This window comes from Phytobacter ursingii, from assembly GCF_001022135.1.
Classification (GTDB): Bacteria; Pseudomonadota; Gammaproteobacteria; order Enterobacterales; family Enterobacteriaceae; genus Phytobacter; species Phytobacter ursingii.
This window is the reverse complement of sequence record NZ_CP011602.1, coordinates 1963589-1988795: the sequence shown is the minus strand read 5'-3', so window position 1 is coordinate 1988795 and position 25207 is coordinate 1963589. Positions and strand designations below refer to the sequence as shown.

The following is a 25207-nucleotide window of genomic DNA, read 5'->3' as shown; positions in this document are numbered from 1 at the left end:
GAAGGAATAGTCAGACAGTGGTTCAGGTCTGAACATGAGTATGGCTGAGTTATTTGACAGTTTTATATCAGCGATGTCTGTTATGGCAGGATTTTCAGTGAACAGGCGAGTTTTTTGTAGGTATTGTGAGGAAATGCCCGTCCTTCAGACCACTTTCTGTTCCGGGAATTTGCCTTTTACTACGCCGTCGTAGTAGCGGCCTTTTGATACAACCGTCAGAAATACGGTGAAAATTCTTTCCGGCACGCCGTGGTACTGCAATGCGCTTTTATCATTAAAGCGGACTTCCAGCGTATTTGTGCGCTCATCATAGCCAATGGACGCAATACGGGAGGATTTTACGGGATGGTGTCGCATGCGGGTGTCCTTTACAACCTGGCGCGGGGAAGGTCTATCATCCACCAGATGCGCGGTCTGTTGCAAGACGCACAGAAACAAAAAGCCTGCAAATATGCAGGCTTTTTGTTCGGCTTATCCCATTATTCTGTCGAACTTTTTTCCGATTTACCCGCCATTTGGGCGAGGAAGTCATAACGTTTTTGCAAATCGGCGGCGGCATCTTTCCAGAGTTGTTCTGCCACCTCCGGTTGCTGGGCGTTGAGGCGTCTGAAACGTTGCTCGTTGAGCAGCGTTTCGGCCAGCGCATCGGACGGCGGACGGGAATCGAGTGCCAGCGGCAATTTGCCTTCATCCGCACGGCGCGGGTCGAAGCGATAAAGTGGCCAGAAGCCGGTTGCCGTGAGTTGACGCATCTGATCATGACTTAACGCCAGGTCATAGCCATGTTCCTCGCAGGGACTATAGGCAATGATCAACGACGGGCCAGGATAGGCTTCTGCCTCCTGAATCGCTTTGACCGTCTGGTTGAGCTGCGCGCCAAGTGAAATCTGCGCAACATAAACATGACCGTACATCATCATGCTGACGCCAAGATCCTTACGTGCCTTACGCTTGCCATGTTCGCCAAACTTGGTGACTGCACCAAGTGGCGTGGCTTTCGATGCCTGACCACCGGTGTTGGAATAACACTGGGTATCCAGCACAAGGATGTTGACGTTCTCGGTCAGGCTCAACACATGATCGAGGCCGCCAAAGCCTATGTCATAGGCCCAGCCGTCACCGCCAATCAGCCAGATAGATTTCTCAACCAGCGCATCGGCATCGGTCAACAACGCTTTGGCTTCCTCGACACCGGCCAGCGCCTGACGCAGCGCAGCAACCTGTTCACGACGCACTTCCGGAGTCGCGTCGGCATGCAACGCATCATTGAGTTCGTCCGGAATGCGCCCGGAGAATTGTTCCAGCAGGCGCATCACGCGTTTGCGGTGCTGATCGACGGTCAGGCGGAAGCCCAGACCAAACTCGGCGTTATCCTCAAACAGGGAGTTTGCCCATGCCGGGCCACGTCCTGCCGCATCGGTGGTATACGGCGTGGAAGGTAAGTTACCGCCATAAATCGACGAACAACCGGTAGCGTTAGCTATCAGCATACGATCGCCATAAAGCTGGGTCAGCAGCTTGATATACGGCGTTTCACCACAGCCGGAACAGGCACCGGAATATTCGAACAGTGGGCTGATAAGCTGCGAGGTACGAATATCGATACGTTCCAGTTTGCTGCGGTCAATTTCCGGCAGATTGAGGAAGTAATCGAAATTCACTTTCTCTTCTTCAACGTGCTCCAGACGCGACATCATATTGATGGCTTTAATGTCCGGGTTCTGACGATCTTTGGCCGGGCAAACTTCGACGCACAGGTTGCAGCCGGTGCAATCCTCTGGCGCTACCTGTAATACATACTTCTGGCCGCGCATATCGCGGGATTTTACATCCAGCGAATGCAGACTTGCCGGGGCATGTTCCATCGCCTCCGGTGAAACGACTTTGGCGCGAATAGCTGAATGCGGGCAGGCCGCAACGCAGTGGTTACATTGCGTACAGAGTTCCTCTTTCCAGACAGGGATCTCTTCGGCGATATTGCGTTTCTCCCAGCGCGTGGTCCCCATCGGCCAGGTGCCGTCTGGCGGCAGCGCAGAGACGGGCAGGGCGTCGCCCAGGCCTGCCAGCATGGCGGCTGTGACGGTTTTGACAAAATCGGGTGCGGCATCGGAGACCACCGGCGGACGGTGCGCGCTGGCAGGATTTACCTGCTGCAACGGAACTTCAAACAGCGATTCGCGCGCCATCGCCAGCGCCTGCCAGTTGCGTTCAACCAGTTCCTGACCTTTATTGCTGTAACTTTTTGCAATTGCGCCCTGCAACTCTGCCAGCGCGCTGTCACCCGGCAGGATCCGGGTCAGATGGAAGAAGGCCATCTGCATAACCGTGTTGATACGCGCGGCCAGTCCACATTCGCGGGCAATTTTCGCTGCGTTAATGACGTAGAAATGGGCTTGCTTCTGGTTCAGGACGGCCTGGACTTCCTGCGGCAGTCGATCCCACACTTCGTCCGCATTGTACGGGGTATTGAGCAGGAAAATGCCGCCGGGTTTCAGGCGCTCCGCCATTTGGTATTTATCAATAAATTGCAATTGATGGCAGCCAACGAAATCCGCCTGTGATACCAGATAAGCCGAACGAATCGGATGTTCACTGACGCGCAGGTGTGACACTGTCAGGCCACCCGCTTTTTTGGAGTCGTAAACAAAATACCCCTGCGAATACCATGGGGTTGAATTACCGATAATTTTGATGTTGTTCTTGGTGGCCGAAACACTTCCGTCACTACCAAGTCCATAAAACAGGGCTTCCAGCCGGGATGTTGAGGGCAACGTGTTTTCCGGCAAGGGCAGCGACAGGTTTGTCACGTCATCATAAATGCCGACGGTAAAACGCGGTTTAGGTTTGCTGGCACGCAACTCATTGAAGACGGCCAATACACAATCCGGGCCAAACTCTTTGGATGACAAGCCGTAGCGTCCACCGATAACGCGGGGCAGCGTTTCACGTTCACCATGGTTAAAGGCTTCTGCGAGTGCGGTCATCACGTCCAGATAGAGGGGTTCAGCCAGTGCACCCGGCTCTTTTGTGCGATCGAGTACGGCAATAGTTTTTACCGACTCCGGTAAGACGGAAAGCAGATGCTGTGCGCTGAACGGGCGGAACAAACGCACTTTCAGTACGCCGACTTTCTCACCACGGGTGAGCAGTTCATCGACGACCTCTTCACAGGTACCAATCGCCGACCCCATCAGGATAATAACGCGCTCAGCCTGAGGATGTCCGTAATATTCAAACGGTTTGTACTGACGTCCGGTGGCGGTTGCAAACGCATCCATAGCCTGCTCAACGTGGTTATAGACGGCGTTGTACCAGGGGTTGGTTGCTTCGCGCGACTGGAAAAAGGTATCCGGGTTGGCGGAGGTACCGCGAATGACCGGGTGTTCCGGATTAAGCGCGCGTGAACGGTGGGCATCAATATCGTCCTGCGGCATCAGGGCGCGGATCGTGTCGTCAGAGAGCGGTACAATCTTGTTGATTTCGTGCGAGGTTCGGAAGCCATCAAAGAAATGAATAAACGGCACACGGCTTTTCAACGTCGCGATATGTGAAATCAGCGCAAAGTCCTGCGCTTCCTGAACACTACCCGCACAGAGCATCGCACAGCCAGTCTGTCTGACGGCCATCACATCAGAATGATCGCCAAATATAGAGAGCGCATGAGTGGCAACCGTACGGGCCGCTACGTGTAATACGAACGGTGTGAGCTGACCGGCGAGTTTATACAGCGTCGGGATCATCAGTAACAGACCCTGCGACGAGGTAAAGGAGGTGGAGAGGGCGCCCGTCTGCAGCGCACCGTGTACCGCAGCAATAGCCCCGGCTTCTGATTGCATCTCCACAACGCGTGGCGTATCACCCCAAACGTTACTGAGCCCATTTCCGGCCCAGGCATCTGCCTGCTCAGCCATGGTTGAGCTTGGCGTAATGGGATAGATGGCGATAACTTCACTGGTACGGAACGCCACCGAAGCGACCGCGCCATTACCGTCAATAGTAATCATATGGAAACTCTCATTGCTTAAATGTCAGTTTTAAAGCGACGTTATGCGTGCATTGCGACTCTCTGGAATTGCGCAGTTACAGGCATTTTTTATTTAATAGATTTATCGGGTTTATTCTGGTGTCTCTTCGCTTCGTTTTCAGGGGGCTCGTGGTTTGTCCTTTTCCCATTCCAGTTGCCCCTCTTCGCCATGCTTTACGTCAGTATAGACAGCCAGAGGCCGGAGGTTTTTGATCTCATGGGCTCTGGCGGCAGTTATCAGCCTGATAAATGTATTCTATTCAGTCGTTCGGGCTCTGGTGGTAACCACTTGAGCGTGTCGTGTTATGTTCATTCACCCGGAAAATAGCGCAATTTTGTTATCGCCATTTTCCCGTGAGTAGCACTACTTCGTTTTGCAGGGGGTTATGTGAATCCCTGTGACGCACAACAGGGAAAAATTTTTTTTGAGCCCTTGAAAAACGGTTTTCAGTGCTTATTTTAATCAGCGGACAAGCCAGGCTTGCCTTTAACTTGAACTTTTGAATCCAACATTCAGGAGGTTAATTTATGGCACTCAGAACCTTGTCAGCACTTCCGGGCTTTTCTGATTCTGTCTTTGCTGACCGTTTCAACCGTATCGATAAACTTTTTAGTCAGTTAACTGGGGATTCGCCTGTTTCGGCGTTACCCGCCTATGACCTGAAAAAAGTTGATGAAAATAACTATCTCCTAAACGTAAGCGTTCCAGGCTGGAAAGAAGACGAGCTTGAAATCGAAACCGTGGGCGGCACTCTCCATATCTCGGGTAAACGTGCTGTTAATGACTCCCAGGATGAACAAGGGTGGATTTACCGAGGCATACGTCGTTCCGATTTTCGTTTAAGTTTCTCGTTACCAGAGCATGCGAAGGTCAGTAATGCAAAACTGGAAAGCGGGCTTTTAGAAGTGACTATCTATCAGGATATTCCTGAACATGAAAAACCGCGGAAAATCGCCATTGAGAACAGCCAAAAAGTGATTGAGCATCAAGCTGAATAATTTCCGTTAATATTTTGCCTGTCACAGGCCCGCTCAGGCGGGCCTTTTTTGCAGGCAGACGCCAGATAGGCCGCGCAATTAACGCGAATCCGCCGGTGCTGTTTCGCCCGCAGAATTTTTCCGCCCATGCAGTTGTTCACAGCTTCCTGGATACGTTTAAACATCGCATACAACTTTTTACTTTTGCTCCAGCAATATAGCCGCTGCATGTTACCAACATACAGGGTCATTGATGATGGGTAAGACGTTAAGAACGGCGTGGTTTTTACTGATTTTGTCATTGGGTTCGGCCGCAGCTTACACAGAACAGCCTCCGGTTCTTTTGCAGGGGCACAATAATGTCGTCCGACATTCATCCGGGGAGGGTGATATTGCCGAAAATCCTGATGAACATGTCAGAGAATCAATGGAACAGTTCTTCCGTAAGGCACATCGCTGAACGCGTGTGTAAAAAGTCTTAGAGAACCTGTCCCTCTGACAGGTTTTTTATTTCCGACTTGACCAATCGCGCACGATCGTCCCACTACGCAGCACATAAATCTGAATCGTTTTTTTATCTCCAGAACCTCCCAGCCATGGCGTTGGCCAACGCATTGCGGTTTACTATTTTGCGTTTGCGCAAAAAAATAGCATCAAAATGTTTCCAGAACGCATAAAGGTGCGGTTGCGCTCTCGACGTACCGCGCTGTGCTGCCTATGATGCTTAGGTTTTGCTAAATCATTGGGGGATGAGAAATGCGTTCAGCGTTTTGGGTAGGGTGTGCTGTGTTATTACTCTCTGCATGCAGCAGTGAACCCGTACAGCAGGCAACGGCCGCACATGTGGCGCCGGGATTACGCGCGTCCATGTCCAGCAGCGGCGAGGCGAATTGTGCAATGATCGGTGGGTCATTGTCTGTCGCACGTCAACTGGATGGATCTGCTATCGGGATGTGCGCGCTACCTAACGGCAAACGCTGTAGCGAACAGTCGCTTGCCGCCGGAAGTTGTGGCGCTTACTGAGCCTGGTCTGCCTGGGTGTAAATCAAGGTTTGATCGGCGGTTGTCAGCGTAAGCTGGCCATCGGTTAGATCGACCTGTGCACCTTCACTGAGCATTTTACCGATGACATTGTCCAGCGCGTTGCGCTGGGCATCAGCACACATCATCCGCGTCATCGCCATCTTTTTCACCGTCAGCGTGCCTTCGGATAATTTCCCCTGACCCGTAAAGCGATTGCACATGCTGCCAGAGACAAGCATTTTAGCGTCAAAATGGATTTCTGCCGGATGCTCGCCCTTATCGACGGCTTGTCCGTTTACTGTTTCCAGCACGAAGCGGTGCTGTGCAAGCTGTGTTTCGTTTACTGAATTTTTGCTCACGCCGTGACTTACGCAACCGGATAGCAGCGCGCTAAAGGCTAACAGAGTAATGATCCTTTTCATCTGGTCCTCAAAGAAAATCAACATAACGGCAGGATAGTAACAGACTGCGGTAATCTGATATTGGCAGGAATTGTCTTAAAGGGTTCCCTTCGCAGGAAGGGAACCACAGCGTTTACACCAGCGCGTTAGGACAGGTTTCGCCGTTCTCAAGCTGACGCAGATTATTCAGTGTGGTTTCAGAAATACTGATCAGCGCTTCTGCCGTCAAAAATGCCTGATGCCCGGTAAAGAGCACGTTATGACATGCCGACAGGCGACGGAAAATATCATCCTGAATGACGTCGTTCGACTTGTCTTCAAAGAAGAGATCGCGTTCGTTTTCGTACACATCCATTCCCAGCGAACCGATTTTCTGGTTTTTCAGTGCCTCAATTGCCGCTTGTGAATCAATCAGACCGCCACGGCTGGTGTTCACGATCATGACGCCATCCTTCATTTGATCGAAGGCTGCGTGGTTAAGCAGGTGGTAGTTCTCCGGCGTCAGTGGGCAGTGCAGAGAGATAACATCGGACTCAGTAAAGAGGGTCGTGAGGTCGACATATTCTACGCCTAACTCAAGTGCAGCAGCGCTCGGGTAAGGATCAAATGCCAGCAGACGCATACCGAAACCTTTCAGGATGCGCAGAGCGGCGACGCCAATTTTCCCGGTACCAATAACACCGGCCGTTTTACCGTGCATAGTAAAGCCCGTCAGACCTTCCAGAGAGAAGTTGGCGTCACGGGTACGCTGATAAGCGCGGTGAATGCGGCGGTTCAACGCCATCATCATACCGACAGCATGCTCTGCCACGGCTTCGGGAGAATAAGCCGGAACACGCACGACTTTTAGTCCTAACTCTTTTGCCGCATCCAGGTCGACGTTATTGAAGCCGGCACAACGTAGCGCGATGAATTTCACGCCATGCTTTTTCAGCTCTTCCAGGACCGGGCGACTGCCGTCATCATTAACAAAAATGCAGACGCCCTCGCAGCCATTAGCCGTTTTTGCCGTTTTCTCGGTAAGTAGAAAGTCGAAAAATTCAATCTCGTAGCCGAAATGCTCGTTTACGTGCTGCAAATACTTTTTATCGTATTGCTTTGTGCTGTATACCGCGAGTTTCATAAGACTTTCTCCATTAGATTTTTCACCACATTAGCATGATTAAAATAATCGTGTAAATACTAAAAAATATTTGATAAACAGAGACATATAAAACAGTTTAAAACATCTACGCTTAAAATGGGCAACGACTTCACCTGTCAGGCTAAACATGCCACAATAATGGCCAGAATCGGCTTAATTATACGCAAAATCAGGATATTAACTGCCCATGAAGGGTAAATACAAAGCCGCAATCGCACTGCTACTGCTGTTTATTTTGCTGCCGCTGACGCTGCTGCTTACGCTCGCGTATTGGGTGCCCACGCTCGCAGGCATCTGGCTACCAGCCGGTACGCGTATTGTTTTTGAAGACAGCCCACGTTTTACCCGCCATTCGTTGGAAATCCCTGATTTGCATTATCTGATTGAGGATTGCCCTCTGGCGCTGGTCAAAAATGCGCACCTGACGCATCCGAGCCGCTGGAAGCTCGAAATAGGGTCGTTGGACATCAACACGGCCTGTCTGGCAAAACTTCCCGATACGGAACCGTCTCCGGGTGCGCCGACAACCCTGGCAGAATGGCAATCCATGCTGCCTAAAACGTGGGTTGATATTGACCGCTTCACCGTCTCGCCCTGGCAGGAGTGGCAAGGGAAAATCTCGCTGGCGTTATCCGAAGAGGTTCAGGTGATCCACTATGACGGCGCGCAGGTTTCCTTCGGGGCCCGTCTGCGCGGACAGTTGCTCACGCTGACGCAAATGCAGTTGCGTCTGATCGAGGGCGAACCGCCCGTCACGCTGGGCGGCGAGTTTATCCTGCCAAATGTACCTGATGGCCTCCCGGTTAATGGTCATGCCAGCACCACGCTTACGCTACCGACGGAACCATTCCTGGTCGATGCCGATCTGGAGTGGCGTAATAACGAAGGGCAACTGATCATTACCGCACGCGACAATCCAGAACCTATTTTGGATCTGCCCTGGCAGGCGACACGGGAACGTTTGACCATTAGCGATGGTCGCTGGAACTGGCCTTATCAGGGTTTTCCCTTAAGCGGGCGCATCGGATTACGTATCGATGGCTGGCAGGATGGTTTGCAGAACGCAGAAATCCGCGGGCGCCTGAACGTCCTGACGCAGGGCGATGCCGGTAAAGGGAACGCAGTACTCACCATAGGGCCGGGGCGTCTGGATAGTGTGAACAGCGATATGCCGCTGCAACTGACGGGCGAAGCTAAACAGGGTGAGATGATTTTCTACGCCGTGCTGCCTGCTCACCTGACAGGCGGGCTCAGCGACCCGAAACTGGCGTTTACGCCCGGCGCGTTGCTGCGCTCCAGTGGACGCGTGATTGACGCACTCAATATTGATGATGTTCGTTGGCCTCTGGCGGGCGTCAAAGTCACCAGAGCGGGCGTGGACGGGCGGTTACAGGCCATTCTCCGTGCCCATGAAAACGCGATGGGTGATTTTGTTTTACACCTTGACGGCCAGGCACGTGATTTCCTGCCAGACGATGGGCTGTGGCAATGGCGTTACTGGGGGACAGGCAATTTTACCCCTATGAGTGCCCGTTGGGATGTCAATGGACGGGGCGAATGGCGTGATAAAACTATTTTACTCAATGATTTGTCTACCGGTTTTGACCAGTTAAAATACGGCACGATGCATGTTAGCTCGCCACGTCTGGTGCTGAATGAACCCGTGCGTTGGCTGCGTGATGCGGATCACCCGCTTTTCAGCGGCGGGTTAACCCTTGATGCCGGCAAGACTACCTTCACCGGCGGGAGCATCCTGCCGCCTTCAACCTTAACGTTTAGCGTTGAAGGGAGCGAACCGACGATCTTCCAGTTCAAAGGCGATTTACGCGCGGAAAAAATAGGGCCGGTGCGGGTAAACGGGCGTTGGGACGGTGAGCGCCTGCGGGGACAGGCATGGTGGCCGCGTCAGTCACTGACGGTTTTCCAGCCTTTGGTTCCGCCCGACTGGAAGATGAATTTACTGGATGGTTCTCTTTATGCTCAGGTCGCCTTTTCCGCCGCCGCCGGGCAGGGCTTTGAAGCGGGTGGGCACGGCGTGTTGCGTGGCGGCAGCGCCTGGATGCCGGATAACCAATTCTCAGGCGTCGATTTCGTCCTGCCTTTTCGTTACCGCGAAGGAAACTGGCAACTGGGGACGCGCAGACCGGTATCGTTGCGTATTGGTGAAGTTGTCAATCAGGTAACCGCACGCAATATTGCTGCCGATTTACAGGGCAATTATCCCTGGAGTGAAGAAAATCCCTTACAGTTGAGTGACGTGAGTATTGATGTCCTGGGCGGAAAAGTGACGATGAGTCAGTTGCGTTTACCGCAACACGATCCGGCGCTGCTACGCTTGCGTAATATCTCTTCAAGCGAGTTAATCAGCGCCATTAACCCTAAACAGTTCGCAATGTCCGGTCCTTTCGACGGCGCGCTACCTTTATGGCTGGATAACAACAGCACATGGATTATCAAAGACGGCTGGCTGCATAACCCCGGTCCCATGACTTTACGGGTGGACAAAGACACGGCTGACGCTCTGGTGAAAGATAATATAGCGGCCGGTGCGGCAATCAACTGGTTGCGCTATATGGAGATATCACGCTCCTGGACGACGCTCAATCTGGACCGCCAGGGCGTATTGAAAATGAAGGCGGCCATTAAAGGCACCAGTTTTGTGGAAGGAAAGAGTAATACGGTGAACCTGAACTATGCCCACGAAGAGAATGTCTTTGAGTTATGGCGCAGTTTGCGCTTCGGCGACAATCTTCAGTCTCTGCTAAAACAAAAGGCAAAGTTACCCGCGGTTCCCTGTGCGAATGGAAAAAAGTGTGAGGATAAACAATGAAAACGCTGCCAGTGATAACGATGACAATGATGCTGGCTGCCTGTACGCCGCGGATTGAGGTGGCTGCACCGAAAGAGCCGATCACCATCAATATGAATGTGAAGATCGAGCATGACATCAATATTAAAGCAGATAAGGAAGTGGAGACGCTGCTGGAGAAACAGAACCCTCTTGCGAGCGCAGGAGGGTAAATACTCAGGCTGCGACCAGGCTGTCGATCGCCGCTTTCGCGTCGGTCTGCGCTTTGGTAGCCACTTCCGGACCGTAAGCGATACCTTCTGCGAACACGAAGTTCACGTCAGTGATACCGATAAAGCCCAGGAAAAGTTTCAGGTACGGGGCGACCAGATCGCTCGGGGTGTCTTTATGGATACCACCACGGCTGGAAACAACAACAACACGTTTACCGGTTACCAGACCTTCCGGGCCTTTCTCGGTATAACGGAAGGTCACGCCAGCACGAGCAACCAGGTCAAAATAGTTTTTCAGCTGTGTCGGGATGTTAAAGTTGTACATCGGGGCATTAATGACAATCACATCATGCGCCTGCAGTTCCGCAATCAGTTCGTCAGAAAGCGCCAGCGCTTCCTGTTGACGCGGAGTCAGCGGCGCGTCGGAAGGACGCAGTGCGCCAACCAGTTCGCCATCCAGTACCGGAATAGGGTTTGCAGCCAGGTCGCGAACGGTGATTTCATCAGCGGCGTGTTTTGCTTTCCACTGATCAACAAAATAGTCAGCCAACTGACCAGACTGAGAGTACCCTGCCAGAATACTGGATTTAAGAACTAATACTTTGCTCATGGGTGTATCCTTGTTATTTGATATGGGGCGCGTGCCCCGTTGCTGTATGACACTCTATTCACAAAACTGCTGCATGAATAGCGCAATATATCGAATCCTATGTTCGAATTTCTTGAACAAGAAATGATTTATTACGATGTGGTATTCTACGGGTATTAAGCCAAAGAGATTTTTTCCGTCAGTGCGCTGACCGATAACACTATGACAGAACAACAGAAATTGACCTTATCCGATCTACATCAGCAGTTAGACTCGCTGATGCTACGCGATCGGTTGCGTTTTGCCCGTCGCTTGCAAGGGGCAAAGAAAGTTAAAAATCCTGAAGCACAGCAGGGCATTTTTCAGGCAATGCGTCAGGAGATGAACGAGGCCGCAGGGAAGGTTGTGCTGCGCGAGGCGTCTCGTCCTGCCATTACCTATCCCGATAACCTGCCGGTCAGCCAGAAGAAACAGGCGATTCTTGACGCCGTGCGTGACAATCAGGTCGTGATTGTTGCGGGGGAAACCGGCTCCGGGAAAACCACGCAGTTACCAAAAATCTGTATGGAACTGGGGCGTGGGGTGAAGGGGCTGATTGGCCATACCCAGCCGCGTCGTCTGGCGGCGCGTACCGTCGCGAACCGTATTGCCGAAGAGCTGCAAACCGAGCCGGGCGATTGTATCGGCTATAAAGTCCGTTTTAGCGACCATGTCAGCGACAACACGATGGTCAAGCTGATGACCGACGGTATATTGCTGGCAGAAATTCAGCAGGATCGCCTGTTGATGCAGTACGACACCATCATCATTGATGAAGCGCACGAGCGCAGCCTGAATATTGATTTCCTGCTCGGTTACCTGAAAGAGTTATTACCCCGGCGTCCGGATCTGAAAATCATCATTACCTCGGCGACCATCGATCCGGAACGTTTCTCGCGCCACTTTAATAATGCGCCGATCATCGAAGTATCGGGGCGTACCTATCCCGTGGAAGTGCGCTACCGTCCGATTGTCGAAGAAGCGGACGATACCGAGCGCGATCAGTTACAGGCCATTTTCGATGCGGTTGACGAACTCAGTCAGGAAGCGCCGGGCGATATTCTGATTTTTATGAGCGGTGAACGTGAAATCCGCGATACCGCCGATGCGCTGAACAAGCGCGATCTGCGCCATACCGAAGTGCTGCCGCTGTACGCGCGGCTGTCGAACAGCGAACAGAACCGCGTGTTTCAGTCGCACAGCGGGCGGCGCATTGTGCTGGCGACCAACGTAGCGGAAACCTCGCTGACGGTGCCGGGCATTAAATATGTGATTGATCCCGGTACCGCGCGTATCAGCCGCTACAGCTACCGTACCAAAGTACAACGCCTGCCGATTGAGCCGGTCTCCCAGGCTTCCGCAAACCAGCGTAAAGGCCGTTGCGGGCGTGTTTCCGAAGGGATTTGTATTCGTCTTTATTCGGAAGATGATTTCCTGTCGCGCCCGGAATTTACCGACCCGGAAATTCTGCGTACCAACCTTGCGTCCGTCATTCTGCAGATGACCGCGCTGGGATTGGGCGATATCGCCGCGTTCCCGTTTGTTGAAGCGCCGGATAAACGCAATATCCAGGACGGTGTGCGACTGCTGGAAGAACTCGGCGCTATCACCACTGACGAGCAGGCCACCGCCTACAAATTAACCCCGATGGGGCGTCAGCTCAGCCAGTTGCCGGTAGACCCACGTCTGGCCCGTATGGTGCTGGAAGCGCAAAAACATGGCTGTGTGCGCGAAGCGATGATCATTACTTCGGCGCTTTCCATTCAGGATCCGCGCGAGCGTCCGATGGACAAGCAGCAGGCGTCCGATGAAAAACATCGCCGCTTCCACGACAAAGAATCCGATTTCCTCGCCTTTGTGAACCTGTGGAACTACCTCGGCGAGCAGCAAAAAGCACTGTCGTCGAACCAGTTCCGCCGCCAGTGCCGCGTCGATTTTCTTAACTACTTGCGCGTGCGCGAGTGGCAGGATATCTACACTCAACTGCGCCAGGTAGTAAAAGAGCTTGGTATTCCGGTGAACAGTGAACCGGCAGAGTATCGTGAAATCCATATTGCGTTGCTGACCGGGCTGCTGTCGCATATCGGGATGAAAGATGCCGATAAGCAGGAGTTTACCGGTGCGCGTAATGCCCGCTTTTCGATTTTTCCGGGTTCCGGGTTATTCAAAAAGCCGCCGAAGTGGGTCATTGTGGCCGAACTGGTGGAAACCAGCCGACTGTGGGGGCGCATCGCGGCGCGTATCGATCCGGAATGGGTGGAACCTGTCGCCCAACACCTGATCAAACGTTCTTACAGTGAACCGCATTGGGAACGTTCGCAGGGTGCGGTGATGGCAACGGAGAAGGTAACGGTTTACGGCCTGCCGATTGTCGCCGCCCGCAGCGTGAATTATAGCCAGATTGACCCGGCCCTGTGCCGTGAGTTGTTCATTCGCCACGCGCTGGTGGAAGGTGACTGGCAGACGCGCCATGCCTTTTTCCGCGACAATCTCAAACTGCGCGCTGAAATCGAAGAGCTTGAACACAAATCCCGTCGCCGCGACATTCTGGTCGATGACGATACGTTGTTTGAGTTCTATGACCAGCGCATCAGCCATGACGTGATCTCGGCCCGCCATTTCGATAGCTGGTGGAAGAAAGCGAGCCATGAAACCCCGGATCTGCTCAACTTTGAAAAGAGCATGCTCATCAAAGAAGGGGCGGAGAAGGTCAGTAAGCTGGATTACCCCAATTTCTGGCATCAGGGCAACCTGAAACTGCGTCTGACCTATCAGTTTGAACCGGGTACGGATGCCGATGGTGTGACGGTGCATATTCCACTGCCGCTGCTTAACCAGGTAGACGAAAGCGGGTTTGAATGGCAAATTCCGGGGCTGCGTCGTGAGCTGGTGATTGCGTTGATTAAATCATTACCCAAACCAGTAAGACGTAACTTTGTACCGGCGCCAAACTACGCGGAAGCGTTTTTAGGCCGCGTAACGCCGCTTGAACTGCCACTGTTAGAGGCGCTGGAGCGTGAGCTTCGGCGCATGACCAGGCACACGATTGATCGCGAAGACTGGCACTGGGATCAGGTTCCCGACCACCTGAAAATCACCTTCAGGGTGGTGGATGATAAGAACAAGAAACTCGCCGAAGGTCCGTCGTTAACTGCACTGAAAGAATCGCTGAAAGGTAAAGTTCAGGAGACGCTTTCCGCGGTAGCGGACGACGGTATTGAGCAAAGCGGGTTGCATATCTGGAGCTTCGGTCAGCTTCCGGAAAGCTACGAGCAGAAACGCGGAAACTATAAGGTGAAGGCCTGGCCGGCGCTGGTAGATGAGCGCGACAGTGTAGCCATTAAGTTGTTTGATAATCCGCTGGATCAGCAGCAGGCGATGTGGAACGGGTTACGTCGTCTGTTGTTGTTAAATATTCCCTCGCCAATCAAATATTTGCACGAGAAGTTGCCGAACAAAGCCAAGCTAGGTCTGTACTTTAACCCGTATGGCAAGGTTCTGGACTTGATTGATGACTGCATCTCCTGCGGCGTTGATAAGTTGATTGACGAAGCGGGCGGACCGGTCTGGACGGAAGAGGGGTTTACAGCGCTGCACGAAAAAGTCCGGGCTGACCTGAATGAAACGGTGGTGGATATCGCCAAACAGGTCGAACAAATCCTCACCGCGGTGTTCAATATCAACAAGCGGCTGAAAGGGCGCGTTGATATGACCATGGCACTGGGGTTGTCGGATATCAAAGCGCAAATGAGCGGGCTGGTTTATCGCGGTTTCGTTACCGGCAATGGCTTCCGCCGCGTGGGTGATACGCTGCGTTACCTGCACGCAATTGAAAAGCGTCTGGAGAAGCTGGCGGTTGATCCGCACCGCGACCGGGCACAAATGCTGAAAGTCGAACAGGTTCAGCAGGCGTGGCAGCAGTGGCTGAATAAGCTACCGCCAGCGCGTCGTGAAGATGAAGAGGTGAAAGCGATTCGCTGGATGATTGAAGAGCTTCGCGTCAGTTATTTTGCGCAACAACTCGGCACGCCGTATCCAGTCTCCGATAAGCGCGTGTTGCAGGCGATGGAACAGGTGAACGCGTAAATTGTATCCCCGGATGGCGGCGTAAACGCCTTATCCGGGCTACGGGATCGGTTCCCTCTCCCTGAGGGTGTACGGTCCGGAGACATGGTAGACAGGTGTTCGGGGACATGGTGAACACTTTTTAACACCCTTTCCCCATGATGATCGACCTCTTTTTCAGGTCGATCATCCCCACTTTCGTGCTGTACCACCACACCTCATAGCAGCCATCCTCTGCCGTTTCACGCAGGCCCACATATTCACCCCTGAACGCTTTCCCTGCACTCAGGCTCACTCCTTTTATGCTCAGCTTCCCGCTCACATCCACCTTCCTCACCTGCACGCCCTCATCATAGTCCGGCGGCTGAACCGCCCCGCTGTACTGCCGCGATGACGGCTGATAACGTGACGCCGGGACCCCCATGTCCAGCGCTTCATGTGGACGCTCCAGGTTATAGACCGCGCGCCAGTCGTCGAACACCTGCTGTAACTGGCTGGCGTCCGTGAACCACCGGCCCTGCAGCACTTCGGCCTTCAGGCTGCGGTGAAAACGTTCCAGCTTGCCCTGCGTCTGTGGATGGTAAGGCCGCGAATGCCCCACCCGGATACCCTGGCGCATCAGCCACAGCTCCAGCGCGGTCCAGCTTCCTGTGGTGTCGCCCCAGGGCGCGCCGTTATCCATCGTCATCCGCGCCGGCAGACCGTAACGTTCAAACACCCTCACCAGCTGTTGCCGGACGGTTGTGAGCCGTTCATCAGGACAGTGTGCGAGACAGAGCGAGAACCGGGAATGGTCATCCAGCAGGGTGAGCGGGTGGCAGCGGCCACCGGCAAAAGGAAAGTGACCTTTAAAATCCATCTGCCAGAGCTGGTTGGGCGCGGTGTGTTCGAAGCGTCCGGTGGCAGGAATGCCGGGTGTGCCTCCCGGCAGCAGACCGTGGCGGGCCATCAGGTTGTGCACGGTGCTGAACGCGGGCAGAACGTGTCCGCGGTCCTCAAGCCAGCGCTTAATCTTACGGGCGCCCCAGCGTTCATGGGCGCAGTGGGCCATGCGCAGCAGGTCCGTCACACGGTCATCGGTTCGCCGGGGCGAATGCAGAGGCGCACGGGAACGGTCAGCAAGGCCGGCGGCGCCTTCCTCAGTCCAGCGGCGAAGCCACTTGTAGCCGGTGGACGGCGAAATGTTGAAATGACGGCAGAGTGCCCGGAGGTTCGCCCCGTCCTGCGAGGCGAACAGTACAAACTCAGAACGTAATGACATGGTATCTCTCGCATCCCAGGGCATAAGCGACTCCATAAACGGGTTCTTATGCCTCAGTTGTAAGTGTCCACCATGTCCCCGAACAAGCGTTCACTATGTCTCCGGACTGTACAAGGGAGAGGGCCAGGGTGAGGGGGGAAATGTGGCTCGGGAGGTGGATTTCGTTCACCGTATGTTCATGGCGAAATGTCACCCTCGAACACGTGAACGGGTAAAGGGGAACACCGCGTTCCCCTTTACAATCCCCGCGGCCCCGCAAAGAAATCGATGCTTCGCACTGCGTTCGCCTCCCGCCCCGTTGCCTGCGGTCGGTTTGACTCGAGTTACTCGCCCCATCCCTGGGGCTCGCCCTTCGGGCCAACGCGTTGCGTTGTTCAAAATCGCTCCGGACGCTTTTGTCGTGTCTCGACAAACCTCAGTCCGCCATCCCTGGCGGCCTGCCCTTGTCATCGGGTCTTCGTCTCACCGATTTCAGCGGGGACTCAACCCCCTCGCTGCACGCTCTGCGCCAGGGGGGACAAAGATGTCGCTATGGTTATCATGCGCGAAAACGAGTAAGCCAAGACTAAAAAGGGTTGAAGACGTTCACAGTATCTACGCTTCGATGTTGCGGGTGTTATGTTGCCGTGGGGTGTTGTTCCCCCGGATGGCGGCGTAAACGCCTGATCCGGGGTACGGTTCGATGTTGCGGTTGCGCTGATACGTAGCCCGGCTAAGCGAAGCGCCAGCCGGGTAAATGAATTCAGGCATTCACCCACGCCAGGGTAAATCCATCCCAGCCTTTGCTACCCACCGTCTGAATCGCCGTTGCGGTTAGCCGAGGGTCTTCGCCCATCATTTCAATAAAGGTTCTGACGCCCTGCACCCTTTCGTCATCGCTCTGCGGATTGGTCACCTCACCGTCACGGACCACATTGTCGCCAATGATTAATGTGCCGGGGCGGGAATACCGCAGCGCCCAGCGCAGATAAGCTGGGTTGTTTGGTTTGTCGGCATCAATAAAAATCAAATCAAATGGCGGGCGGTCGCCCAATTTTTCGAGGGTGTCCAGCGCAGGGCCTTCAACCACATTGACTCGTTCATCCAGCCCTGCGAGTTGCAGATTCTGCCGGGCAATGCTGGCGTGATGCGCGTCGGCTTCCAGCGTCAACAATTCCCCGTCGGCCGGTAACTCGCGCGCCATCCAGATGGTGCTGTAGCCGCCGAGCGTACCGATTTCAAGGATACGTTTCGCCCCCGTCATGCGCACAAAAAGGGCCAGTAGCTGACCCTGATTGGCCGCCACATCAATGGCGGGAAGCCCTGCTCGCTGGTTATTCGCCAGCACTTGCTCAAGCATGTCATCCTTTGGGATGAGCTTTTCAATCAGATAATTATCGACATTTGACCACTGTTTCTGCATAGCATAACTCCCTGGTTAACCGCTCACTGCTGGCGAGGACCATCCTCCGCCCAGCGCGCGATATAAATCGATTTGTGCCAGTAGCAGGTTACTTTTAGCCTGAACGACGCTGAGCTGCGCGGAGAATAGCGTGCGCTGGGCATCAAGTTCATCAAGATAGGAGGCATAACCGTTGCGATAGCGATTTTGCGCAATGCGTAATGCCTCCTGCGCGACCCGCGTTTGCGCCTGCAACTCCGTGAGTTGTTCCTGCAAATGGGTTATCGCGTCCAGACTGTCGTTGACCTCTTTAAAGGCATTTCGCACTGTCTTTTCATAGGCATACAGCGCCTGATTGCGTTGTGACGCCGTCACATCGACCTGCGCATTCAGCGCCTGACGATTAAGCAACGGGGCCAGAATACTGCCGCCAACGCTCCAGAGCTGGAGCGGATTATCCAGTAAACCGGGCAGGGTTCTGTCCTGAATGCTTCCCGTGGCGGTGAGATTGAGGGATGGCAGCAAACTGGCACGGGCGGAAGCCAGCGTGGCATCGGCGGCGATCAGCTGTTGTTCCGCCTGGGCAATATCCGGACGGCGGTTAAGTAATGACGACGGCAAATTTGACGGGATCTGCAGTGGCGTAAGTTGATCGAGTGCATTTTGTCGGGCGATGCGGCCAGGATTGGCACCGATGAGCAGACTGAGCGCATTTTCCTGCTGGGCGATTTGGTGACGTAAGCCAGGAATTTGTGCCCGCGTCGCGCGCATCTCAGAATCTGACTGCATCAGTTCCAACCGCGAACTGTATCCCATTTCATATTGCCGTTGCGCCAGCCTGAACGCTTCTTCCCGGGCTTTTAAGGTCGATTCGGTGACCCGCAGTTGATTATCAAGCGAAAGCAGACTGACGTAGCCGGATGCAACTGAGGAGGCAACGGTCAAATCAGCCGCCGCGGCCGCGGCTTTTTGTGCCGCCAGCGAAGCCTGAGCGGCATCGGTGGTATTGCGATGAACACCCCAGATATCCACATCATAACTGGCCGTTAGCGTGCCTTTATATAACGTGCTGTAGATGGGCAAACCTGTGACCGCCGACTGACTCCGGGCGCGCGTGCCGCTAACACCAGCGCTGAGCGAAGGAAAGAGACTGCCCTCGGCGCCGTAAACCCGAGCCTGGTATTCATTGACCCGCTCACGGGCAATCAGCACGTCGCTGTTATAGCGCAGCGCCTGATCTACATAGGTGTTGAGCGCGTTATCATGAAAATTGCGCCACCAGACTTTCTCGACTGAACTTGATGGACCGACGGCGCTACGCCAGTCTGCGGGGATCTGTAACGAGGGTTTTGCCGGTTTAACGTCAACGGACTGGCACGCCGTCAGTAACAGACAGGTGAGTGCGACGAGAGGGCGAACGGTCATTGTTTTCCCTCCCGGGTATCAATATGGACCTGTACCGACATACCGGGACGCAAGCGGGCAATGTCTTCCTCTTTACCGTTCACTGCAATGCGCACCGGAATACGCTGGGCGATTTTCACAAAGTTGCCCGTGGCGTTGTCCGGCGAAATGGCGCTAAATTCCACGCCAGTCGCCGGAGAGATACTTTCAACGCGTCCTTCAAACGCTTTGCCGTCCAGCGCATCGACGGTGAATCGTACCGGCTGACCGGGATGAACATTTGCCAGTTGCGTCTCTTTAAGATTAGCGATAACCCAATGCTGGGCGGGGACCAGTGACGTCAAATGTGTACCAGCAGTGACATATGCCCCCAGTCTGACGCTAATTTGTCCAAGCTGGCCGTCGCGCGGAGCGACAATTCGGGTGTTTTGCAGGTCGATGTCCGCCAGTTCCAGGGCCGCTTTGGCGTTTTCTACATCCGCTTCCAGGGCGCCGCGATTAACGATAGTGGTCTGTAGGTCCTGACGAGAGACATCAAGGGTGGCCTGCGCCTGCGCAATACTGGCATTGCCCTGTGCCGCGCTGGCGAGCGCCGCATCGCGCTCGCGAACAGAGAGTGAACCGTCTGCGCTCAGGGCTTTTACGCGTTTAAGGTTCGCCTGCGACTGGATATTCTGTGCCTTCGCGCTGGCCAGCGCCGCCTCGTTACGCTGAATCACCGCCTCGGCACTTTTCCGTTGCTGAATATTGTTGTTCAGCGCCGCGATTTTCATTGCCAGCTGCGCCTGCGCCTGATGGACGCGCTGACGATAAATACGATCGTCAATCTGCATCAGCAGATCGCCTTTTTTCACCCTGGCGAAATCCTGAACATTTACCTGGGTGATATAGCCGTTTACCTGAGGACTAATGAAGGTCGTCAGACCGCGCACATAGGCGTTATCGGTAAACTGGGTTTGCCGGGTAAAAGGGGGTAACTGCCAGGCGTAAAGAATGACCAGCACGCCAACAATGCCAATAGCGGCAGCGGCGAAAATTGACACAATACGCAGGTTACTGCGGGTATTTGCGCGCTCTTTGGCGGCATCCTGCTGACTCATAGAGACTCCAGTGAAGTTAGCACTCTTATTTTTTGGTTCCGGTTGCCTGTCTTAATACGATACGCGCGGTGATACGCAGGCGAAGCAGTCGCCAGAATATCCACACCAGCGTGGCGGCGGCGACAGAGGCGGTTAACAGATAAGTATCGTTGTAAGCGAGAATATTCGCTTCCAGGGTGGAAACGTTCTGCAATTGCGTGACGGCCTGTGCGCTCAGTAATGTGCTGTCGCCAATCATGCTCTGGTACATCTGACTGTAGAGTTGCAGTCGCTCGTTGACCAGCGGGTTAAGCGTGGTGAGCTGGTCTGCAAGCAGGCTGGAATGGTATTTCTCACGCCAGGTCTGGAATGTCCCCAGAATGGCGGAACCCAGTAGCCCGCCGATATTCTGGCTCATCCCAAACAGCACCGAGAAGCTGACCAGATTACGTGGATCGGCGACCACGCCGCCGATCCCGGCCAGCATCGCAGGCGCGAGGAAGAAGGCGCTGCCAAAACCGAGTAAAAACTGGCTTATCATCAGTTGGTCCGGACGCGTCAGGCTGGTTGACTGACTGTCCATCAGCGAGGCAATGATCATCAACACCAGCGACGTAACAATAGGCCAGGCCAGGCGTTGGGGCTTTATGGTCAGACAACTGGCGATAATGCCGCAGATAATCCCGGCGAGAATAGACCACGCGAGGTTGGTCATCTGTTCATTCTGCAAACCGACATACTGCAACCAGCCAAATACACCGGTGTTTTGCTCTGCCAGCACGATACGGATTAACAGCATAATTAAACCAAGTCGTACGATACTGCCGCTGGAGAGCCAGCGCGTATTTAAGAGCGGGTTGCTGCGGTTATGCTCGAACACAATGGCACTTACGATCAGCACCACAGCCAGCGCCAGCGACCAGCCAATCCACGGGGCTTCAAACCACCAGTCCAGACGACCCAGCGACAGTACGGCACAAATCAGCGCCATGCCGGGCGCAAGCAAAAAGAAGGTAATAAAATCCTTCTTTTCAAATACCTTTTTGCGATCGCCAGGGGGAAGTTTGAGCATCATCACACAGGCGAGGGAGATCAGCGCCAGGCCCAGTTCGAAAAAGTAGAGGCCGCGCCATTCATCAAGTTGCAGGAGTTCGGTGGAAAATAGCCTGGCAATGGGAATCGCCAGCGACGAACCGGTGATACCTATTGTCAGGGCCTTCAGGCGGTGGCGGGCGGGCCAGGCTTGAATTTGATAATAGATCCCAAGCGAACTGAGCGCCGCAGCAACCATGCCATGAGCCGCACGCACCAGTAACGCTGAACTGAGATCGTTGACGAACAGGTGAAAGAAGGTCACCAGCACGTAGAGCACCAAAAATCCCTCGGTAAAGGCACGCAGTCCGAACTGCTGGCGGAACTTAACCAGCAGCAGATTGATAGATACGTTCGTCATGACGTAGACGGCGGGTAGCCAGGCAATTTCCGTCGACCAGGCGGCAAAGGTTCCTTGCAGGTTTTGCAGATTCGCGGTGACCATTGCATTGCCCAGCGCACCGGTCATGCAGACCAGCAGCCCGACGATGCCATAGGCGATGCGTTTAGGCGTGCTGTGAAACGGGGTTGAGGGTGACCCCAGTAGCATCGGCTTTTCGTGTGGTGCCCATTCCCGTGGTGCATACGGATCGCTTTTCGGCAGTCGCATTACTTCTTCTCGACTTCTATAAGCAGTTTTTCCAGCACCCGGCGGGTTTGTGCCTGCTCCTCGGGGCTGATGACCGATAAAATCTCTTAACGCAGGTCATCGGCTACTGTCTTTACCTGGTAGTAAAGCGCCATACCTTGTTCTGTCGCTATCAGCAGGCGTTTGCGCTTGTCCTGATCGGTCAATACGCGCTGTACCAGTTGTTGTTCTACCAGGCGGTTAATCAGCGGTACCAGCGTGGCGTTCTCAATGCCCAACTCCTGCGCGAGTTCACTTTGCGATAACGGGGTTTCATTGCCGGCGATAGCGGCGACCGCAACCCAACTGCCTGACTCATGCCCAGTCCACGCAGGCGACGGTTGACCGCCAGGCGCCAGTGATGTGCCGTGAGATAGAGCAGATGAGAAAAAGTGAGGTCACGGTTATCCATATCGTTTTCTGATGATTAGTTAGATGTCTAACGAGTTTATCGTTCGCTGCCTGAATATTTCAAGTGTATTAGAAAGCACAGGTTTTGTAGGAGAGCATGTAAAGATGGCAACAGATATGTTTAGCCCTGCATAATGGACGGGCTTTTTACGGGGCTTTACGCTGTAGTCACGCTTCACTAAGCTGTATTGAGGCTTAAAAAAGGAGGGCTCTTTCCATGACGCTTTTTCCCTGCTTACCTGAACCGACGCTTGCGGCTGCGAATACGCTGGGTCAGTGGCTGGCACAAAATGACTTTGCAAGTAAACCTGCGCCAGCCCACGTCGATGCGGTGATTATCCCAGGCCACTCGGTTATTCCGGTGATTGATGCAGCCTGTGTCATCGCGTCGGGCCAGCATATTCCCTTGATCATTAGTGGCGGTATTGGGCATTCCACGCCATTCCTTTACGCCGCGGTTTCCCGGCACTCTGCGTACAATTTAATTCCCACTACGGGGCGTAAAGAAGCGGAAATCATTGCGGACATTGCAGAGAAATTCTGGAAGGTTAAGCGCAAAAATATGGTTGTCGAAAAACAGTCGACAAACTGTGGCGAAAATGCCCGATTCTCGATTGACATGATGTTATCGCACAGCATGAACGTCAAAACCGCATTGATTGTGCAAGATCCCGCCCTGCAACGCAGAACGATGGCGACATTTGCCCGCGCGAGCCAGGGCTGTGCCAATGCCCCCCACTGGTTGAGTTACTCAGAGATTCCCCCTGAACTGATTAATACCCCTGATGGTCTGGCTTTTTTATCTCCGAAAGAGGGGATGTGGCCGGTTGATCGTTATTTATCTCTGATTTTAGGTGAAGTGCCGCGCTTAAGAGACGACGCGAAGGGCTATGGTCCGGCAGGACGCGATTTTATTGTTCACGTTGATTTTCCCCCGTCGGTAGAACAGGCATGGCAGGTTCTTTCGGCTGATGAGGTGCTTTACGAAACGCTGCGCCATCGTTCGCTGGTTTAAGCAATGCCCGTTTGCGGCGGCGGTGGCGCAAACGGGCAGTCAATGTTGGTTTAATGTTATTCCATTGTTGTGTTTATGCTTTTCTTTTATGAGTTAACTCACAAAACTCACTCTCTCTCCTGGGAAACAAGCCGTGCACTTGTAGATTTTTAACAATGAGTTCACTTGTTAAAAACAATGTCATTACAGGAGCAGGTCATGACAGCACCCGTACAGCACCCTATGTATATCGATGGGCAATTTGTTACCTGGCAGGGCGATGCCTGGATTGATGTCACCAACCCGGCAACTGAGGAGTTGCTTTCACGCATTCCGGACGGGACCGCAGAAGATGCGCGTAAAGCGATTGATGCTGCTGATAAAGCGCAGCCTGCATGGGAAGCCTTACCCGCCATCGAACGTGCCGGATGGTTACGTAAAATAGCCGCCGGTATCCGTGCCAGAGCGAGTGAAATCAGTGCACTTATTGTTGCCGAAGGCGGGAAGATCCAGCAACTGGCCGACGTGGAAGTTAATTTCACTGCCGACTATATCGATTACATGTCAGAGTGGGCGCGTCGCTATGAAGGCGAGATCTTGCAAAGCGATCGGCCGGGCGAAAATATCTTCGTCTTTAAGCGTCCGCTGGGCGTTACCACCGGGATCCTGCCGTGGAACTTCCCGTTCTTCCTGATTGCCCGCAAACTGGCGCCAGCGCTGATTACCGGCAATACCATTGTCATCAAACCGAGTGAATTTACCCCCAATAACGCTATTGCTTTCGCACAGATAGTGCATGACGTCGGATTGCCTAAAGGGGTCTTTAACCTGGTACTGGGCCGGGGGGAAACCGTAGGACAGGAGCTGGCGGGTAACCCGAAAGTGGCGATGGTCAGCATGACAGGCAGCGTGGCGGCGGGTGAGAAAATCATGGCCGCGGCGGCGAAAAATATCACCAAAGTATGTCTCGAACTGGGCGGTAAAGCCCCGGCTATCGTGCTTGATGACGCCGATCTGGAATTAGCGGTGAAAGCCATTGTCGATTCCCGCGTGATTAACACCGGGCAGGTCTGTAACTGCGCCGAACGTGTCTACGTACAGAAAGGCATTTACGACCGTTTTGTTAATCGGCTGGGCGAGGCGATGAAAGTGGTGCAATTTGGCGATCCGGGCCAGCGTAACGATATTGCGATGGGGCCACTGATCAACGCAGCCGCCCTGGAGCGTGTGGAGTCTAAAGTCGCTCGCGCGGTGGCGGAAGGGGCGCGAGTGGTGCTGGGCGGTAAAGCAGTAGAGGGCAAAGGCTATTTCTACCCGCCGACGCTGCTGCTGGATGTGCGCCAGGAGATGTCCATCATGCATGAAGAGACCTTTGGTCCGGTGCTGCCGGTTGTGGCGTTCGATACGCTGGAAGAGGCGCTGGCGATGGCCAATGACAGCGATTACGGCCTGACATCATCGGTCTACACGCAAAACCTGAACACCGCGATGAAAGCCATTAAAGGGCTGAAATTCGGCGAAACCTATATCAACCGCGAGAATTTTGAAGCGATGCAGGGCTTCCATGCAGGCTGGCGCAAGTCAGGGATTGGCGGTGCCGATGGCCGTCATGGCCTCGAAGAGTACCTGCAAACCCAGATGGTTTATTTGCAGGCATAACGGGACATTCCCGG

General features: G+C 53.9%; 19 protein-coding genes and 1 pseudogene. 8 read left to right on the top strand and 12 right to left on the bottom strand.

Features of this window, described 5'->3' with window-relative positions; genetic code table 11:
- Nucleotides 1-144: 144 nt before the first annotated feature.
- The gene (locus AB182_RS12845) at nucleotides 145-357 is read right to left on the bottom strand and encodes a KTSC domain-containing protein (RefSeq protein WP_047370447.1); all 213 of its coding nucleotides are present in this window, start codon (nucleotides 355-357) and stop codon (nucleotides 145-147) included.
- A 122-nt stretch (nucleotides 358-479) separates the two neighbouring features.
- Nucleotides 480-4004, bottom strand: coding sequence for a pyruvate:ferredoxin (flavodoxin) oxidoreductase (nifJ, locus tag AB182_RS12840; RefSeq protein ID WP_047370446.1), 3525 nt, complete (start codon nucleotides 4002-4004; stop codon nucleotides 480-482).
- 548 nt (nucleotides 4005-4552) lie between these two features.
- Between nifJ and AB182_RS12835 the strand changes: the two genes are divergently transcribed.
- The 3 genes from AB182_RS12835 to AB182_RS30520 all read left to right on the top strand — a co-directional run bounded on the left by AB182_RS12835 (nucleotide 4553) and on the right by AB182_RS30520 (nucleotide 6025).
- On the top strand, nucleotides 4553-5023 hold the full coding sequence (locus AB182_RS12835) for an Hsp20 family protein (RefSeq protein ID WP_047370445.1): 471 nt from the start codon (nucleotides 4553-4555) through the stop codon (nucleotides 5021-5023).
- 232 nt (nucleotides 5024-5255) lie between these two features.
- Nucleotides 5256-5462: a hypothetical protein gene (locus tag AB182_RS12830; protein WP_047370444.1), complete on the top strand. Its 207-nt coding sequence runs from the start codon at nucleotides 5256-5258 to the stop codon at nucleotides 5460-5462.
- A 296-nt stretch (nucleotides 5463-5758) separates the two neighbouring features.
- Nucleotides 5759-6025 carry a putative hemolysin gene (locus AB182_RS30520; RefSeq protein WP_071845877.1) on the top strand — a complete coding sequence of 89 codons (267 nt, stop codon included), beginning with the start codon at nucleotides 5759-5761 and terminating at the stop codon, nucleotides 6023-6025.
- Here AB182_RS30520 and hslJ read toward each other — a convergent pair.
- Nucleotides 6019-6447 carry a heat shock protein HslJ gene (gene hslJ, locus AB182_RS12825; protein ID WP_047370443.1) on the bottom strand — a complete coding sequence of 143 codons (429 nt, stop codon included), beginning with the start codon at nucleotides 6445-6447 and terminating at the stop codon, nucleotides 6019-6021. The two genes, AB182_RS30520 and hslJ, sit on opposite strands and share 7 nt — an antisense overlap.
- A 112-nt stretch (nucleotides 6448-6559) precedes the next feature.
- Nucleotides 6560-7549, bottom strand: a complete 990-nt coding sequence (locus tag AB182_RS12820; protein ID WP_047370442.1) for a 2-hydroxyacid dehydrogenase — start codon at nucleotides 7547-7549, stop codon at nucleotides 6560-6562.
- 208 nt (nucleotides 7550-7757) lie between these two features.
- Between AB182_RS12820 and AB182_RS12815 the strand changes: the two genes are divergently transcribed.
- On the top strand, nucleotides 7758-10400 hold the full coding sequence (locus AB182_RS12815; protein ID WP_047370441.1) for a YdbH family protein: 2643 nt from the start codon (nucleotides 7758-7760) through the stop codon (nucleotides 10398-10400).
- Complete coding sequence (locus tag AB182_RS12810; protein ID WP_047370440.1) at nucleotides 10397-10591, top strand: YnbE family lipoprotein; 195 nt, start codon at nucleotides 10397-10399, stop codon at nucleotides 10589-10591. The genes AB182_RS12815 and AB182_RS12810 overlap by 4 nt, the downstream gene beginning before the upstream one ends.
- A gap of 4 nt (nucleotides 10592-10595) precedes the next feature.
- On the opposite strand, the gene azoR is transcribed toward AB182_RS12810, so the two are convergent.
- On the bottom strand, nucleotides 10596-11201 hold the full coding sequence (gene azoR, locus AB182_RS12805; RefSeq protein ID WP_039076975.1) for an FMN-dependent NADH-azoreductase: 606 nt from the start codon (nucleotides 11199-11201) through the stop codon (nucleotides 10596-10598).
- A 201-nt stretch (nucleotides 11202-11402) separates the two neighbouring features.
- Between azoR and hrpA the strand changes: the two genes are divergently transcribed.
- Entirely contained in the window at nucleotides 11403-15305 is a 3903-nt protein-coding gene (gene hrpA, locus AB182_RS12800; protein ID WP_047370439.1) for an ATP-dependent RNA helicase HrpA, read from the top strand.
- Nucleotides 15306-15426: 121 nt separating this feature from the next.
- Here hrpA and AB182_RS12795 read toward each other — a convergent pair whose 3' ends face one another.
- From AB182_RS12795 to AB182_RS12770, 7 genes and pseudogenes are all read right to left on the bottom strand, one after another.
- Nucleotides 15427-16569 carry an IS481 family transposase gene (locus AB182_RS12795; protein ID WP_047368912.1) on the bottom strand — a complete coding sequence of 381 codons (1143 nt, stop codon included), beginning with the start codon at nucleotides 16567-16569 and terminating at the stop codon, nucleotides 15427-15429.
- A gap of 570 nt (nucleotides 16570-17139) precedes the next feature.
- On the bottom strand, nucleotides 17140-17295 hold the full coding sequence (locus tag AB182_RS32590) for a hypothetical protein (RefSeq protein ID WP_167337879.1): 156 nt from the start codon (nucleotides 17293-17295) through the stop codon (nucleotides 17140-17142).
- Nucleotides 17288-17947, bottom strand: a complete 660-nt coding sequence (locus AB182_RS12790; protein ID WP_047370438.1) for an O-methyltransferase — start codon at nucleotides 17945-17947, stop codon at nucleotides 17288-17290. The genes AB182_RS32590 and AB182_RS12790 overlap by 8 nt, the downstream gene beginning before the upstream one ends.
- 15 nt (nucleotides 17948-17962) lie before the next feature.
- Nucleotides 17963-19351, bottom strand: coding sequence for an efflux transporter outer membrane subunit (locus AB182_RS12785; protein WP_047370437.1), 1389 nt, complete (start codon nucleotides 19349-19351; stop codon nucleotides 17963-17965).
- The gene (locus tag AB182_RS12780) at nucleotides 19348-20430 is read right to left on the bottom strand and encodes an HlyD family secretion protein (protein ID WP_047370436.1); all 1083 of its coding nucleotides are present in this window, start codon (nucleotides 20428-20430) and stop codon (nucleotides 19348-19350) included. The genes AB182_RS12785 and AB182_RS12780 overlap by 4 nt, the downstream gene beginning before the upstream one ends.
- A 25-nt stretch (nucleotides 20431-20455) precedes the next feature.
- Nucleotides 20456-22111: an MFS transporter gene (locus AB182_RS12775; RefSeq protein WP_047370435.1), complete on the bottom strand. Its 1656-nt coding sequence runs from the start codon at nucleotides 22109-22111 to the stop codon at nucleotides 20456-20458.
- A pseudogene (locus AB182_RS12770) lies at nucleotides 22111-22541 on the bottom strand (MarR family winged helix-turn-helix transcriptional regulator). Before AB182_RS12770 ends, AB182_RS12775 begins: the two are co-directional and overlap by 1 nt.
- Before the next feature lie 216 nt (nucleotides 22542-22757).
- Here AB182_RS12770 and AB182_RS12765 point away from each other — a divergent pair.
- On the top strand, nucleotides 22758-23555 hold the full coding sequence (locus AB182_RS12765) for a YdcF family protein (protein WP_047370434.1): 798 nt from the start codon (nucleotides 22758-22760) through the stop codon (nucleotides 23553-23555).
- 198 nt (nucleotides 23556-23753) lie between these two features.
- Complete coding sequence (gene aldA, locus AB182_RS12760; protein ID WP_047370433.1) at nucleotides 23754-25193, top strand: aldehyde dehydrogenase; 1440 nt, start codon at nucleotides 23754-23756, stop codon at nucleotides 25191-25193.
- The last annotated feature ends 14 nt before the right edge of the window (nucleotides 25194-25207 follow it).

Bases quoted from the DNA above. Each gene is read 5' to 3' on its own strand.
- nifJ (WP_047370446.1), bottom strand. From the start codon at position 4,004: ATGATTACTATTGACGGTAATGGCGCGGTCGCTTCGGTGGCGTTCCGT.
- AB182_RS12845 (WP_047370447.1), bottom strand. From the start codon at position 357: ATGCGACACCATCCCGTAAAATCCTCCCGTATTGCGTCCATTGGCTAT.
- AB182_RS12815 (WP_047370441.1), top strand. From the start codon at position 7,758: ATGAAGGGTAAATACAAAGCCGCAATCGCACTGCTACTGCTGTTTATT.
- hslJ (WP_047370443.1), bottom strand. From the start codon at position 6,447: ATGAAAAGGATCATTACTCTGTTAGCCTTTAGCGCGCTGCTATCCGGT.
- AB182_RS12835 (WP_047370445.1), top strand. From the start codon at position 4,553: ATGGCACTCAGAACCTTGTCAGCACTTCCGGGCTTTTCTGATTCTGTC.
- AB182_RS12790 (WP_047370438.1), bottom strand. From the start codon at position 17,947: ATGCAGAAACAGTGGTCAAATGTCGATAATTATCTGATTGAAAAGCTC.
- aldA (WP_047370433.1), top strand. From the start codon at position 23,754: ATGACAGCACCCGTACAGCACCCTATGTATATCGATGGGCAATTTGTT.
- AB182_RS12780 (WP_047370436.1), bottom strand. From the start codon at position 20,430: ATGAGTCAGCAGGATGCCGCCAAAGAGCGCGCAAATACCCGCAGTAAC.
- AB182_RS12810 (WP_047370440.1), top strand. From the start codon at position 10,397: ATGAAAACGCTGCCAGTGATAACGATGACAATGATGCTGGCTGCCTGT.
- AB182_RS12820 (WP_047370442.1), bottom strand. From the start codon at position 7,549: ATGAAACTCGCGGTATACAGCACAAAGCAATACGATAAAAAGTATTTG.
- AB182_RS12765 (WP_047370434.1), top strand. From the start codon at position 22,758: ATGACGCTTTTTCCCTGCTTACCTGAACCGACGCTTGCGGCTGCGAAT.
- AB182_RS12785 (WP_047370437.1), bottom strand. From the start codon at position 19,351: ATGACCGTTCGCCCTCTCGTCGCACTCACCTGTCTGTTACTGACGGCG.
- hrpA (WP_047370439.1), top strand. From the start codon at position 11,403: ATGACAGAACAACAGAAATTGACCTTATCCGATCTACATCAGCAGTTA.
- AB182_RS12830 (WP_047370444.1), top strand. From the start codon at position 5,256: ATGATGGGTAAGACGTTAAGAACGGCGTGGTTTTTACTGATTTTGTCA.
- AB182_RS12775 (WP_047370435.1), bottom strand. From the start codon at position 22,111: ATGCGACTGCCGAAAAGCGATCCGTATGCACCACGGGAATGGGCACCA.
- AB182_RS32590 (WP_167337879.1), bottom strand. From the start codon at position 17,295: ATGCCTGAATTCATTTACCCGGCTGGCGCTTCGCTTAGCCGGGCTACG.
- azoR (WP_039076975.1), bottom strand. From the start codon at position 11,201: ATGAGCAAAGTATTAGTTCTTAAATCCAGTATTCTGGCAGGGTACTCT.
- AB182_RS12795 (WP_047368912.1), bottom strand. From the start codon at position 16,569: ATGCCCTGGGATGCGAGAGATACCATGTCATTACGTTCTGAGTTTGTA.
- AB182_RS30520 (WP_071845877.1), top strand. From the start codon at position 5,759: ATGCGTTCAGCGTTTTGGGTAGGGTGTGCTGTGTTATTACTCTCTGCA.